At 57.7% G+C, this 13,937-nt stretch carries 13 protein-coding genes; 10 read left to right on the top strand and 3 right to left on the bottom strand.

The annotated features are described in order from the left end of the window. Positions 1-97: 97 nt before the first annotated feature. Entirely contained in the window at positions 98-1,312 is a 1,215-nt protein-coding gene (locus K3727_22570; protein ID UWQ93841.1) for an ABC transporter substrate-binding protein, read from the bottom strand. Positions 1,313-1,636: 324 nt separating this feature from the next. Between K3727_22570 and K3727_22565 the strand changes: the two genes are divergently transcribed. From K3727_22565 to K3727_22520, 10 genes are all read left to right on the top strand, one after another. Then, positions 1,637-2,098: an ester cyclase gene (locus K3727_22565; protein ID UWQ93840.1), complete on the top strand. Its 462-nt coding sequence runs from the start codon at positions 1,637-1,639 to the stop codon at positions 2,096-2,098. Positions 2,099-2,109: 11 nt separating this feature from the next. Continuing rightward, positions 2,110-2,670 carry a VOC family protein gene (locus K3727_22560; protein ID UWQ93839.1) on the top strand — a complete coding sequence of 187 codons (561 nt, stop codon included), beginning with the start codon at positions 2,110-2,112 and terminating at the stop codon, positions 2,668-2,670. Positions 2,671-2,741: 71 nt separating this feature from the next. Beyond that, positions 2,742-3,527 (top strand): SDR family oxidoreductase, encoded by a 786-nt coding sequence (locus tag K3727_22555; protein UWQ93838.1) that lies wholly within the window; start codon positions 2,742-2,744, stop codon positions 3,525-3,527. Positions 3,528-3,539: 12 nt separating this feature from the next. Then, complete coding sequence (locus K3727_22550; protein UWQ93837.1) at positions 3,540-4,451, top strand: ADP-ribosylglycohydrolase family protein; 912 nt, start codon at positions 3,540-3,542, stop codon at positions 4,449-4,451. 158 nt (positions 4,452-4,609) lie between these two features. After that, the gene (locus K3727_22545) at positions 4,610-5,293 is read left to right on the top strand and encodes an urea carboxylase-associated family protein (protein UWQ93836.1); all 684 of its coding nucleotides are present in this window, start codon (positions 4,610-4,612) and stop codon (positions 5,291-5,293) included. A 1-nt stretch (position 5,294) separates the two neighbouring features. Continuing rightward, the gene (locus K3727_22540) at positions 5,295-6,839 is read left to right on the top strand and encodes an amidohydrolase family protein (protein ID UWQ93835.1); all 1,545 of its coding nucleotides are present in this window, start codon (positions 5,295-5,297) and stop codon (positions 6,837-6,839) included. Further along, entirely contained in the window at positions 6,836-7,723 is an 888-nt protein-coding gene (locus tag K3727_22535; GenBank protein UWQ93834.1) for a polysaccharide deacetylase, read from the top strand. The genes K3727_22540 and K3727_22535 overlap by 4 nt, the downstream gene beginning before the upstream one ends. A gap of 38 nt (positions 7,724-7,761) precedes the next feature. Beyond that, positions 7,762-9,015, top strand: a complete 1,254-nt coding sequence (locus tag K3727_22530) for a hypothetical protein (protein ID UWQ93833.1) — start codon at positions 7,762-7,764, stop codon at positions 9,013-9,015. After that, positions 9,012-9,482 carry a nuclear transport factor 2 family protein gene (locus K3727_22525; protein ID UWQ93832.1) on the top strand — a complete coding sequence of 157 codons (471 nt, stop codon included), beginning with the start codon at positions 9,012-9,014 and terminating at the stop codon, positions 9,480-9,482. Before K3727_22530 ends, K3727_22525 begins: the two co-directional genes overlap by 4 nt. A gap of 53 nt (positions 9,483-9,535) precedes the next feature. Beyond that, positions 9,536-10,192, top strand: a complete 657-nt coding sequence (locus K3727_22520; GenBank protein UWQ93831.1) for an NAD(P)H-dependent oxidoreductase — start codon at positions 9,536-9,538, stop codon at positions 10,190-10,192. Positions 10,193-10,531: 339 nt separating this feature from the next. Here the strand turns inward: K3727_22520 and K3727_22515 are convergent, their stop codons facing one another. Together K3727_22515 and K3727_22510 are read right to left on the bottom strand one after the other, a co-directional pair. After that, positions 10,532-11,461 (bottom strand): phosphotransferase, encoded by a 930-nt coding sequence (locus K3727_22515; protein UWQ93830.1) that lies wholly within the window; start codon positions 11,459-11,461, stop codon positions 10,532-10,534. 9 nt (positions 11,462-11,470) lie between these two features. Further along, positions 11,471-13,894 (bottom strand): FAD-dependent oxidoreductase, encoded by a 2,424-nt coding sequence (locus K3727_22510; GenBank protein UWQ93829.1) that lies wholly within the window; start codon positions 13,892-13,894, stop codon positions 11,471-11,473. Positions 13,895-13,937: the final 43 nt, after the last annotated feature.

Below are 13,937 nucleotides of genomic sequence, written 5' to 3'. Positions count from 1 at the left end.
GCTCCTTCCGGCTCTGAGTGACGGAAAACGAGAGAAAACAACGCCGCACCTTTGCAAGAAAAGGGGGAGAGCAAAGGCGCGGCGGACGTCGGGATCGTTATTGGATCCACGACGGTTTCACGATGTCACCCACACGGGTGTCACCCACGACCAGGCGCACGCGCTGGCCGTTTTGCACCTGGAACAGCTGCGCGGGCTGGGTCTCGGACCCGTTGTCGATAAAGTTGCGGTCGTTAAAGGCGAATTTGCCAACCAGACCGTCATATTTCATGTCTCGGATTGCACTGGCGACGGCGGCGTGATCATCCGCATTGCCAACCTGTTCTACGGCAGCGGCCCACATGTTGACCATGTCGTATACAGCGGCAGCCAGGCTGACCGAAGGTTCTGCGCCATAGGCGTCTTTCCAACGCTCGACGAATGCATTGCCCGCTTCGTTGTCCTGATGAGCATTCAGAGTGAACGTCAGGATGCCTTCGGCCTGACCCTGTACAATCACATCATCCAGACCGGGGGTTGCACCGATATAGCCGACATTCAACAACGCCTCGCCTGCTGGGTTATTCTTGTATTGCGACAAAAACGTTGTGGCGACTGCAGGCTCGAGCGCTTCGAGATGAATCAGCGATGGCTCTGCTGCCCGGATCTGGGACTGGATACCCGTCCATTCCACGGTGTCATACGGCACTTCCTGAACGTAAACGACTTCCCAACCGGCGGCTTCGGCTGCATCCGCCATGGATTTGGCATTGTTGATGTCCCATTCGAAATCACCGTGCACAATGGCCAGACGTTTTGTGCCAAAATCATGACCGGTATTCAGCACCATATCAAACTGTGATTTGCCGTAATTCACATCCACATCCGACGCGTTGAAGATGGCATTGCATCCCATACGTTCTGCCAGGTCGATCACGCCGATCACAGCGTCATTGTGGATATAAGGGATGCCATACGGACAAAACGCCGGAATGTCCGGCCCCATACCGCCATAGCCGTTGATCAGCGCGCTGACACCGCCGCGTTCGATCAGGTTTGCAGCCGCAGCGGCCAGCTTGTCCGGGGTCAAATCGCCGATGTCAAAGGTCACGACTTCTACTTCATTGCCCAGCAAACCGCCCTTGGCGTTGATTTCATCCACCGCCAAGGTGATCGCCTGCTCCATCGTGACACCATCGGCAGCAAAATACCCGGTCAAGGGAATAGGCGCGCCCAACGAGATAATGTCCGCCGCTGCCGTGAATCCACAGGCCGCCATCGCACAGGCCAACAGGCCGGTTCGGGCTCTGGTCTTGAATGTGTTGAGTGTCATTTTCGTGTTCCTCCCAGTTGGAACGTTTTGGTTTTCTGTCCTTGGGCGGGGCGCAGGTGCGTTTGAGCAAACCTTTCCCGTAGACCGAAACCACAAGGGATCGGACCTGTCCGCCATTTGTGTGATGGGCCGTTGCGCACGGTCATCGCCGCTCTGCCGGAGTCGATGGAACATCGGACACCAACCAAGAGGCTGACGGCAGTGTTAGCGGGGATTCCCTGAAACAGTGCCTGAAATCTCCTCAGCCCAGGCATGAGGTTTCGTCGGGTGACACAGGCACCGTCTGGTTGCCACGGTGCTCCCGACCGGAAACAGGAGACCAACATGACCGAACAGGATCGCAACAAACAGACCGTCGCCGATATCTATGGCATCTGCTGGAACCAAGGCAACATGGACAAGATCGACGAAATCTTTGACGAGAACGTCAGCCACGCCCAGTTTCTCGAAGGCTGGCCTACGGGCCGCGAAGGGTTCAAGACGCTGGTGAATTTCTGGCGCGCCGCCTTTCCCGACATCCATGAGGACGCCATTGATCTGGTCGCCGACGGCAACACTGTGATGAGCCGGTTCCGCCTGCGCGGCACCCACAAGGGAGACTTTTACGGCATCCCCGGCACCGGCCGCAAAGTCGACATTTATGGTGCCGAGTGGTTCAAGTTCGACGCGAACGGCAAAGTCACCGACTACCTCTATCACGAAGACACTCTGGGCCTGTTCTTCCAGCTTGGGGTGATGCCTTTACCGCATCTTGCCATCGCCGGTGTCGACGGTACCGAAAAGTAAGGAGCCGGCCCATGGACCTGTCCACCCTGCCATCTGTCGTGACCAATGAAACGTTGTCCAATACCTTTCTGGGCAACGTCGTCGAATTGTGCATCGTCACCGACGACCATATCAAAACGATGGAAGGCTTGTGCAAATTGGGCATTGGTCCATGGGCCGTCTATACGTTTTCACCGGAAACTGTGACGGATCAAACCTATCGTGGCACCCCTTGCGAATTCGCGCTCAAGGTGTGTTTTGCCAAATCTGGCAACATGATCTGGGAGCTGATGCAACCTTTGTGGGGGCCATCCATCTTTCAGGATTTCCTGGACCAGCACGGAACCGGTTTTCACCATATCGCTTATGACTGCAATGACATGCCGTGGGAGCAACGGATTGCTGATCTGGAACAACGCGGGTTCGAAATGGTGCAGTCAGGCAAATGGCAAGGACGCAATTCATTTGCCTTTTTCGATACCCAGGACGCCACCGGCACCACGTTTGAAACCTACGTCTTTCCCGATGATTGGGACTATCCCGAACCCGAAAGCTGGTTTCCATCCCGACCGGCCGCAGGACTGACCTGGTAAGACATACTCCCTGAACTCAAACGGTGTCTGGCTCTGGCCGGCACCGTCCTTTTTTGTCGGAGACACAGAACATGCAAGACATTCGCGGGCTCGATTTCAGCGGGCAGACCGTCATGGTGACAGGTGCCAGCCGAGGCATCGGATATGGCGTGGCCCACTCCTTTGCCCACCAGGGCGCAACGGTTCACATTCTGTCACAAGGAGAGGATGTACATGATGCTGCGGCCACCTTGGCCGGGGAAACCGGACAATCCGTCACCGGCTGGACCTGTGACATTACCGATAGCGCACGGGTAGACGCCATATTCAGCCAGATCCCGGCATTGGATGTGTTTGTCGCCAACGCGGGTCTAGAAGCTGTGACCCCTATTGATGATCGCAGCGCCGATGCCGAAGCCACGTTTCGCCGCGTCATAGATATCAACGTGGTGGGCACCTATCTTTCCACCCGCGCTGCTGTTCCGCTGATGCGGGACGGAGGACGTATTATCATCACTGCATCAATTTGGGGCAGCACGGCAGTGCCGGAGCTGGGTGCGTATGTCGCCTCCAAACACGCCAATATCGGGTTCATGCGCACGTTGGCGCATGAATTGGGTCCCCGCGGGATTCGGGTCAACGCGGTCTGCCCGGGTTGGGTAATGACCGGTCCTGCGTTGAATACTCTAAAGGAAATTGCGCGCGACCGTGGCATCTCTGCGGAAGAGGTTGCGCGCGAAATCAGCAATGATCAATCCCTGCCGGGTGTTCAATCCGCCACAGATGTTGCGCTTTCGTACCTCTACCTCGCATCGCCGCTGGCCGTTAACATTACCGGACAGAAACTGAATGCTGACCGCGGTGCGGTGCAGGGATAGGAGACAGGCGGGATGAGCAAAAATCGCGACATGATTTTGGGCGCACTGGTCGGGGATGCCGCATCCCTGGGGCTGCACTGGATTTATGATCAACCGCGCATTCGTGCCGTAGGGGGGGCAAAACCGGAATTCTGCATCACCACCAGGCAAGATTATGACGGGATCCCGTCCTATTTCGCACACCCGTCCAAGGCACCTGGCGATCTGACCCAATACGGCGAACAGCTGATGGTCATGTTGCACGCACTTGCGACATCAGAAGGGCGATACAACCAAACCCACTACGAACAGGCGTTTCTGAGCCATTTTAGCGACGGCGGGAGTTATCAGGGGTATATTGACCACGCCACCCGCGAAACTCTGAAAAACCTGATGGCCCGAAAGACGGGGGATTCTGCCTGTCCTGGAGCAGACGACACACAGTTGCCCGCGGTGGCAAAGCTGCCGGCATTGATCGCCGCCGGGCAAGAACGCAATGCCGTGGCCGCTATTCGCACCACAAACAACACGGATATCGCCGAGGTTTATGGACAGGTTGCAACCGCAATGCTGGTCGCCGCCCGCGATGGTCACAACGCCCGCCAGGCCGTGAACGCCGGGCTCGCAGTCGCGGATACCTCCATTCGCGCCACTTTGGAGGCCGCCTGCGCCGCTACCGATCAAAGCACCGAAGACTTTACTGCCGATATTGGCATGGCGTGCGAGCTGTCCTTTGGTCTACCCAGCGTGGTTCATACCCTGTTGACCGCTCCGACTTACACAGATGCCATCCGTCGCAACATTCGGGCCGGGGGTGATTCCTGTGGTCGTGCAATCCTGCTTGGGGGTGTGCTGGGCGCGGTTCATGGTCCACCACAGGACTGGGTCGATCGCCTTGTCAGCATAAAGGACATTCAACAGCGCATGGAAACTCTGGGGATTTGATCGCAACACAGGACCTGTTTTGGTTCAGAGCCCTTCAACCCTTTTGCCTTGGGGGAAACCTTAGAAAACCTTTGGTCTGACCTGAATTTTCCTCAGTTTTCGCGAGCCCCGCTTTGGTGTGTGCTGGAGAGGATGATTTCCCGCGAAAGGTCCGCACCATGACTGTATTCGATCCCGGCCAACCGGACGGTACCAACCGTTCTCTCGACATAGCGATTTCGGCAGACGGGTCGCCCGAACCGGGACGGCTTTACACCATCGCAGCGCGTTGCGGCATGGCTGTGCGGGTTAATGCGGGCCAAACCCTGACCATTTCGAACCCATCCGGTCATCAGGTCTGCGATTTCTGGATCTTTGCCTCGGATGACTTGGGCGAATATTCCTCGATGGAACATCTGCACACCGCGCTGGGATCGATTTTCCCCAAGGTAGGAGACGGGATCACATCGAACCTGCGGCACGACCTGATGACGATCACCGAAGATACATCCCCCGGTGTCCACGACACGGTGATCGCGTCCTGTGATCATGCGCGTTATCAGCAGCTGGGGTGCGCCGAATACCACGACAATTGCTCCGACAACCTGCGTCAGGCATTGATCGCTATCGGGTTGCGCGCCCCTGCCATACCTGCGCCCTTTAACCTGTGGATGAATGTGCCGGTGCGCGCCGATGGCAGCACCAGTTTTGAACCGCCTGTGTCCGCCCCTGGCGATCAGATGTCCTTTCGCGCTGAAACCGATGTGGTTGCTGTCATGTCCGCCTGTCCACAGGATGTGACACCGGTCAATGGCGTTGGCACCACACCAGATACTCTGGAATTTCGGGTAACAGGCGGCTGAGATGACATCGCTGTTGTTGACCGGCCGGTGGGTGGTTCTGTGCGCGCAGGACGTGCGCACCAACACCTCTGTACTGATCCGCAATGGTCGAGTTGCTGACGTTGGACCCACCCGGGCCCTACGTCAGCAGCACGCGGGATTGCCGGAAATTGGCGGGCTCGGCTGTGCCATTCTGCCGGGTCTGATCAATGCGCATCATCATTGTTACGGTGTCGAACTGGCCAATCAAGCGATTGCCGATGACTTTTTGGAACCGTGGATGTTCAACGGTCCGGCGATGGTCGACCTATCCCCACATGTTGCAACAGCCCATGCCGGGGCCCGCCTGTTGCAAACCGGCGTGACAGCCGTGGTTGACATGTGCGCGGCTGGGGCATCCCGCGCACAGGCGGAAACCTCTCTGACGGCCAAAGCCGACGCTTATCGTCAATTGGGACTGCGCGCTGCTATTGCACCCGGCGAACGTTGGCAGAACCGAATTGTGCATGGCACAGGAGAAGAAGCCGCGTTTCTTGCGACATTGCCCCTGTCATTGCGCAGGCAACTGGCCCGCAGCGAAGCTGCGCGGGAGCGATTGTCGGCCACTGATTACCTGGATCTGGTTTCTTCCCTCGCCCGTGATGCATCGGGACCACAGAGTTTCTGGTTCGGGCCCACCGGCCCGCAATGGACACCGGACAATGTACTGCGCAAAATTGCCCAGGCCGCTGAGCGGGTGGATACCCGCATTCAGACCCACGCGCTGGAGAGTCACTACGAAAGCCTGGAAAGCCCCCGCATTCGTGCACATTCGGTGATCGCGCATTTTGAGCGCATGGGATTGTTGGGCGGGCGGCTGTCGCTGGCTCATGCCGTATGGGCGACACCATCGGACATAGACATGATTGCTGCGCGCGGCACTCAAGTCAGCCACAACCCAGGTTCGAACCTGCGGTTGCGATCCGGGATTGCCCCTGCTGCGACGATGCTGGACGCCGGCGTCACCGTCGCTTTGGGCATGGATGGCACAACATTGGCCGGGGATGAGGACATGTTCGCAGAAATGCGACTGGCGTTGACCCTGAACCAGCCGCCCCACGTCACCGCCCCTGCCCTCACGGCACGCCGTGTGTTGGAGATGGCGACCCAGGATGGCGCCCGGCTATTGGGGCGCGGGCACGAGTTGGGCCAGCTGTATCCCGGATATTGCGCTGATGCCGTGGTTCTGGATCTGACCCGCATGACGGCCCCCTGGACCAGCCCGGCCATTGATCCCGTTGAATTGATCGTGGGCCGGGCCAAAGCACAGGATGTACGTCATGTTTTGATTGATGGGCATACCGTCCTTCAGGATCGCCACGTCACCGGACTCAACACCAATGCCCTGATGGATCAGCTGCGCGCCGAATTGGACCGTACGCCCCCTGCCCCGGTCGCTGCCCAGCTCCAACGTGATCTGCGCCCCTATTTGATGCGGTGGTACGCCCGTTGGGATTGCAACGCTGAGAACACCCATCCGCCGGTGACGCGCTATGGTGCCCGGTCTAATGAAAAGGACTTCCAATGATCCGCACTCCAATCAAATGGCCCAACGGGGCCCGCTGTGCCTGTGCCATCAGCTTTGATATCGACGCCGACAGCCTGATCCATATCTCGCGTCCAAAAGACGGGCATGACCGGCTCTATCCTATTTCGATGGGTAAATATGGCCCGACGGTCGCCATCCCGCGCATTTTGGAAACCTATCGCAAATTTGGTTTGAAACAGTCGTTTTTTGCCCCTGGGTGGGTCGTCGAACAATACCCTGACGCCATGGAGATGATCCTGAAAGATGGCCATGAAATCGGCCACCACGGGTATCTGCACGAAGACCCTACTGACCACGGACCGGCCGAACAACGGGCCTGGTTCGAACGTGCCATGGACAGTCACAAACGGGTGATCGGTAACACTCCTCGGGGCTATCGTGCGCCCGTTTACAATGTAAACCAGACCGTGATTGATTTGCTGATCGAGCACGAGTTTTTGTATGACAGCTCGCTGATGGCGGATGACATCCCCTATCAGATGAAAACAGATCAGGGATCACTGGTCGAACTGCCGGTACATTGGGGCACAGACGACTGGCCCACTTTTGCCCACTACGCGGAAATCGACTACATGATGCCGATCGTCGGTCCCAGCCACGGGCTGCAAGGGTTTTGGGAAGAATTCGAAGCCCAGTACACTGCTGGCGGGTTTTGGCTGGCGATCTGGCATCCTTTCCTGACCGGGCGCCTGGCGCGCTGGCAACAGGTGGAAACTTGGCTCGAAGGGGTTCTGAACCGGGGGGATGTCTGGTTTGCGCCTCTGCATGAAATCGCCGCCCACGTGCGCGCTGAAGCGGCCAAGGATTCCACAGCCGTCCGGCTGGAGGAGTTGCCCTATTACACGCGACCGGTTCTGTTCTGATGGGGGCGGTAAAGCGGCTCGCCCGGGTTTTGGAGCGCGTGGAACAAAACACGGCGGCTTCGGTGTTTCTCAGACGAGACGACGCGCGGCTGTATGATCTGGCCCGGGTGTCTGACGCCAGACGCAAGGCCGGAGTATCGTTGGGGCCGTTGGACGGGCAAGTTGTCGTGATCAAGGGCAATATCGACGTGCGGGGCCTACCGACCACGGCCGGTTCGCGCAGCTTTGGTGCGCCAACCGCAACCGAATGCGCCCCGTTGGTACGCCAGTTGGTTGATGCCGGTGCCCTGCCCATGGGGCACGCGAATATGTCCGAATTTGCCTTTTCAGGATTGGGGACAAACCCGCATTTTGGCACGCCTCCAAACGGCCTGAATGCCGATCTGGTTCCGGGCGGATCATCGTCTGGATGCGCGTCCGCCATCGCTCTGGGCATCGCTGATATGGCGGTAGGCACCGACACGTCGGGGTCCGTACGGGTTCCTGCCGCGTATCAAGGGATCATCGGATTCCGCCCGACACTTGGTCGATATGACAATCGCGGTATCTTGCCCCTGGCACCGGCACTGGACACGCCCGGCCCCATGGCCCGCAACATGCAGACCATAACTTACCTGGATCAGGCCATGCGGTTGACTGCGCCTTCGAAAACGGTCCCGCCCGTGCACCGTCATGTGGTCCTGCCCACCGCTGCGGATCTGGGATGTCTTTCACCAGAGATTGAAACGCTTTTGGACGATGTGTGCCGCCAACTGCAAACCGACGGATGGCGCGTTCAACGCCGTCCGATACCCGTGTTACCCGCGGTCCGGGCATTGTTTGCCCAATACGGAACACTGGTCGCAGCCCAGGCGCGGATCAACCTGGGAGCCTATACCCGGTTGGACAATCCGCGACTTGATCCGAATGTCAGGGTCCGTTTGGACGCAGCTCGGCAAATATCCACGGCAGACATCGCCGCGTTGACCGACGCACGACCGCGTCTTCAGGCCCAATTGCGTGATCAACTGGACGGCGCAGTGATGATCCTGCCTACCGTACCGGACCTACCACCCCGTCTGGACATGATTGCGGATCAGACCGGGTTCGCCCGTCACAACGCGCGGGCACTGAGCCTGACCATGCTGGGTGCCTTTCTAGACATGCCCGCCCTGGCGCTGCCGTTCGGGCAGGGTTTGCCCGGCTATTCTCTGACCATAACAGCCCCTCAGGGAACAGACGATGTTGTCCTGAATACCGGAACCGCCCTGGAACCGCTTTTGTCACGCACCAATCAGGTAATATCCGCATGACCGACACAGACCAGATCGCCCAGGATCGCGCCGAAATCACTGCGTTGATCCAACGCCAGTTCGCTGCCCTTTGCTGGGATGAACACACCTCTCCCGACACACAGGCCCTGATCAGCGCATATCTGCCAGACGCGTCGTTGTTCGCATCTGCCCGCCCCGCCACTGCCCAGACAGCGGCCGATTTTGGCGAACGAATGGTTGCGCTGCGTGACTCAGGCGCATTGCCCGTTTTCAGCGAAAAAGGGCGGGGCCTGCATATCTGGATCACTGGTGCCGTGGCTGTGGCGTTGGCAGGCTGCGAAATGCACGAAAACCGCAAGACAGTGACCCAGGATATCAGCGCGTTTCTTTTGGTACGCAATCCCCAAGGCTGGGTCATCGCATCCCAGGCCTGGGATATGTTGCCATCCATTGCCGATGCCTTTGCCGCGACCGGCCTGAATGCAGAGCCGTTCTTTTCCGGCTGAACCCCATCCCACCACAAAAATCCAACACACGTTCAACATCAATGGAGACCCTGATGTCTACCAACAAATCCCTTCTGATGGTGCATTCCAGCGCACGTCAAAACCGGTCGCACACCCGTGAACTGTCGGCTCTGTTTGCCGAAACTTGGACCGCCCAAGGCGGCGGGCAAATCACCCATCGCGATGTCGGCCTTTTCCCGCCAACAATCATCAACGAAGACTGGATTGCGGCCGTCTTTTCCGACCCTGAGCAATTGACCGCGCCCCAAAACGCCATCCTGGCTGAATCCAATGCCTTGATCGACGAAATCAAGGCAGCTGATGTGATCGCCATCGGTGCACCGATGTACAATTATTCGATGCCTGCCGCGCTCAAGGCGTGGTTCGATCTGATTGCGCGGGTTGGATTGACCTTTAGTTTTGACTTGGCTCGGGGCGATACACCCATCGAACCGATTTTGAGTGGCAAACAGCTGGTCATCCTGTCATCTCGTGGCGAATTCGATTTCGCGCCGGGCGGATCTCGGGCTCATCTGAACGGGTTGGACCCTGCCCTGGCTGCCTCCGCCCTGTATCTGGGTGCAAAGCGTGAAGAAATGGAAACGGTCGCCATCGAATACGAAGAGTTCAAGGACGCCCGTTGGGAACGCTCGGTGGCAATGGCCCAATCGCGCACGGTTGATCTGGCCCGCAAATTGGCCACCGAGTAACAGGGGAGCACCCTGTTCAGAACAGAAGTTTGATGAACATCAGGCCGGGCCCCAAAAGGGCCCGGTTATCCGATGATGTCCCTGGGATACCTGTGGCTCACACCCGCCTGCTGCCTTTGGGAAGCCGTCACCTGTGCATTTGCTTGACGCAGTTCATCGCATCTGACTTTCAGCCAGTTGGCCACGGGTCTGCTATGGCAACGATGTGCAAAAGACCGGCCTGCAGAATCTCTGCCGCCCTTCGATCCCCACAAACACAAAGGGGGCTGCAATCGGTTGGCAAACCGATCCATCCGGTCAGGGAAACGCCCCATGGGGACGCGTCCTGATCGCATGGTTTTATGTCTTGGCTACGGCATGAACGTGTGCGGCAAAAGAAGGGTCCAGCATCAGGGTTTTGCAACGTTCAAATCGGGTGATGGCATACAGCCAAAAGTCTTCAGCAGGATTACCGTCGGCGTGCTGGATCAGGCCCCAAAGCGTCCACAGCAAATCACACATTGCCTTGTAAATCACCACACGCCCCAATTCTGCGTCTGTTGGTGCGCGACCGAAATAGCCATGCAGCAACTCTGCCTCCTGAACGGCATCCATTTCGGCTTCGACCGACAAATCTCCAACGTCCCACAGTGGGTCATTCATGCCTGAGTATTCCCAGTCGACAATCCACATCGCCTGACCCTCATCCAAAAAGTTTTCGCACAACGGGTCGCAATGGCACGGGGCCAAAGTGGCCGGGTTGGCCGCCAGCGCCTGTTTGACCGGTTCGGCTGCTGTGACGATGTCATGATAGCCTTCTGGCAAACTCACATCCCGAGTTGATAGAACACCGAGATATTCGTCTATCATGGCAAACAACTCAAATCGGAATTCGAATGTTTCTCCGGAATTATGCAGCTTTGACAGTGCCCGGCCCGCCCGGCCCGGCGACCCGGAACGGGATTTGAACAAAGCCGGGGTCATGGTTTCAATGTTGTCGATGGCCCGGCTGACCATGTCACCAGATGTGGGATCCGCCCAAAGAACTTCGGCCGAAATCCCTGCCCGCCACGCGGCCGTGGCATTGGAAATCTCCGTCGCCCGATTGATATATTCCTCGGTACCTTCGCCGGGAATGCGCACGATCACCCGGTCATTCCCGGTGTCGACCAGATGAACAAGGTTTGTTAACCCGCCCAGCCGGGTAATCGTACACTCATTGGCGACAAGGGAACCAAACCCCGGTGTTTTGCGAAGCGTGCTCAGAATGGTTTTGGTGTATTCGGACATGACGCCTCCTCAGGACTTCAGGTTTTCATTTTGCGGATCATACAGTGGCCCGTCGACCCGCGTGACAGGATGGCGCGCGCCAAACACCTCGATGTCAAAATGGGACTGGTTCCAGAGTTCGCGATCCAGATAGCCAAAGATTATTGTCTGACCAACCGAATGGCCAAATCCGGCGCTGGTCGCGAGCGAGACAACAGTGTCCTCTTGCAGAATGGTTTCCCCCCCGTACAGCGGCAGCTTGTCCGGCGTTACAAAGGTACACAGTTTTCGATCCGGACCATCGGCCTTTTGCCTGGCCAGCGCATCGCGACCAATGAAATCACCGCCTGACTTCAGATGAACCCGAAATCCCAATCCGGCCTCGATCGGGGTGTAATCTGGCGATATTTCACCGGACCAATACAAGTATCCTTTTTCCAGTCGCAGCGAGTCAATCGCGCGATACCCGACGTCACGGATATCATGAACTGCCCCAGCCACGCGCAACGTCTGATACACATGGACAGCGAACTCGGTGGGGACGTGCAATTCCCATCCCAGCTCACCGACAAATCCAATTCGAACCGCCCGAACCGGGGCGCTGCCAACAGTAATGTCCTGAGCGGTTCCAAACGGAAACGCAGCGTTAGACACATCCTGTTCGCAGACAGACTGCAGCACATCGCGTGCTTTTGGTCCGCAAAGGTTTATGACCGCCCGCCCCGACGTGACTTCGACGATGTGAACCGACCCGTCTGCCGACATACTCCGGCGAATCCAATCGGCGTCATGGGTGCCAAAACCAGAACCTGTCACCAGATAGAAATGATCGCGACCCAGGCGTGTAATGGTTACATCCGCTTCGATGCCACCGGTGTCGTTGCAGAACTGAGCGTAGATCACCGTGCCGTCGGGTTTGTCCATGTTGCACGCAGCGAGTCGCTGCAACAGATCCAGCGCACCGGGGCCCATGATCTCGAATTTGGCAAAGCTTGACTGATCTATCAGGGCCACCCCTTCACGGATGGCCAAATGTTCCAAGGCTGCGAACTGATGCCACCCTGGGTTCAGAAAATCGAGCTGGTCAACAGCGTCAACACCTTCGGGCGCAAACCAAAGCGGTCGCTCCCAGCCGTTCTTCGATCCGAACACTGCACCATTCGCCTTTAGAATTCCGTGAAGGGGCGACAGTCTCAGATTGCGCGCGGTTTCATGCTCCTGACCTGGATAGCGCATTTTGTAGTGATGCGCATAATGTTCGACAGCGCGGGGATACATAAAACTCTTGGTTCCGTGATGCGGACCAAAGCGTCGGCAGTCCAATGGCCAGAGATCCAAACTTGGGCGACCTTCGGTGATCCATTCCGCGATCATTTCACCCGCGCCGCCCCCCGCTGCAATGCCATACAGGAACCCGGTGGCCATCATCAGATTGTCAAACCCTGGTGCCCAGCCCATGACAAAATCACCATCAGCGGAATAGGGGATTGGCCCATTGATCACGGATCGTATGCCGACTTGATTCAAAACCGGTGTCACCTGTGCGGCAAGCTCGGCCAAGGGGCCAAAGCGCTCCAGATTGTCAGGCAACAGCTGGCGCACGAATTCGCCGGGAATCCCGTCATCTCCGAACGGTAACGTGCCTTCCTCGTATCCGCCGATCACCAGGCGGCCTCCGGCATCGGGTTTGTAATAGACTAGCCGTTCGGGATCGCGCAGCGTTGGCAAGCCTTTGACCAGATCAATATCCGGCAAGGGCTCGGTCACGATATACTGGTGTTCCACAGCACAGGCGGGCACGTGTATCCCCAATTTTGCGCCCAACTCCCGGCTCCACATGCCAGCGGCCATGACGATGGTTTCCGCCTCATAGTCCCCTTCGCTGGTCAACACCTTGGTGATACGGCCATTGCGTATCTCAAAATCCAGCACCTTGACGCCCTGGCGAATTTGCGCCCCATGTCTGCGCGCGCCCGATGCAATCGCCTGGCACAGGCTGGCCGGGTCGACGTGCCCATCGGACGGGATATATGCAGCCCCCAGAAGTCCGCTGTCGTCTATATAGGGAAACAACTCCTTGGCTTCCTGAGCCGTGATCATTTCCATTTCCAGGTCAAAACTGCGGGCCATTGTGGTCAACCGTTTTGCTTCGAGCAGTCGCTCTTCTGTGGCGGCCAGACGCAGGCTGCCAACCTTTTTCCAATCGAACTCCATACCGGTTTCTTCGGCTAGCCGATCGTACATCGCGACGGACCGTTTCAGCATCCGTGTTGTATTGCGCGATGATCGCAACTGACCGACCAGCCCGGCGGCGTGCCAGGTTGCGCCTTCGGTCAGAGAAGCTTTTTCCAGAAGGACCACGTCCTTTTCACCGGATCGCGCCAGATGATAGGCGGTCGAACACCCGATGATGCCTCCGCCAATGATGAGATGTTTTGCAGAATGAATGGCCATTGCAGCTTCCCTGTTGAAGTTCTTGTGGGAATGAAACCTTCAT

It is taken from the genome of Rhodobacteraceae bacterium M382, assembly GCA_025141015.1.
GTDB classification, from domain to species: Bacteria; Pseudomonadota; Alphaproteobacteria; order Rhodobacterales; family Rhodobacteraceae; genus Aliisedimentitalea; species Aliisedimentitalea scapharcae.
This window is presented reverse-complemented; position numbering and strand designations above follow the sequence as displayed.

What these genes read in the sequence shown, in the direction of transcription:
- K3727_22540 (UWQ93835.1), top strand. Translation starts at nt 5,295, where the DNA reads ATGACATCGCTGTTGTTGACCGGCCGGTGGGTGGTTCTGTGCGCGCAG.
- K3727_22520 (UWQ93831.1), top strand. Translation starts at nt 9,536, where the DNA reads ATGTCTACCAACAAATCCCTTCTGATGGTGCATTCCAGCGCACGTCAA.
- K3727_22525 (UWQ93832.1), top strand. Translation starts at nt 9,012, where the DNA reads ATGACCGACACAGACCAGATCGCCCAGGATCGCGCCGAAATCACTGCG.
- K3727_22545 (UWQ93836.1), top strand. Translation starts at nt 4,610, where the DNA reads ATGACTGTATTCGATCCCGGCCAACCGGACGGTACCAACCGTTCTCTC.
- K3727_22515 (UWQ93830.1), bottom strand. Translation starts at nt 11,461, where the DNA reads ATGTCCGAATACACCAAAACCATTCTGAGCACGCTTCGCAAAACACCG.
- K3727_22565 (UWQ93840.1), top strand. Translation starts at nt 1,637, where the DNA reads ATGACCGAACAGGATCGCAACAAACAGACCGTCGCCGATATCTATGGC.
- K3727_22535 (UWQ93834.1), top strand. Translation starts at nt 6,836, where the DNA reads ATGATCCGCACTCCAATCAAATGGCCCAACGGGGCCCGCTGTGCCTGT.
- K3727_22550 (UWQ93837.1), top strand. Translation starts at nt 3,540, where the DNA reads ATGAGCAAAAATCGCGACATGATTTTGGGCGCACTGGTCGGGGATGCC.
- K3727_22555 (UWQ93838.1), top strand. Translation starts at nt 2,742, where the DNA reads ATGCAAGACATTCGCGGGCTCGATTTCAGCGGGCAGACCGTCATGGTG.
- K3727_22560 (UWQ93839.1), top strand. Translation starts at nt 2,110, where the DNA reads ATGGACCTGTCCACCCTGCCATCTGTCGTGACCAATGAAACGTTGTCC.
- K3727_22510 (UWQ93829.1), bottom strand. Translation starts at nt 13,894, where the DNA reads ATGGCCATTCATTCTGCAAAACATCTCATCATTGGCGGAGGCATCATC.
- K3727_22570 (UWQ93841.1), bottom strand. Translation starts at nt 1,312, where the DNA reads ATGACACTCAACACATTCAAGACCAGAGCCCGAACCGGCCTGTTGGCC.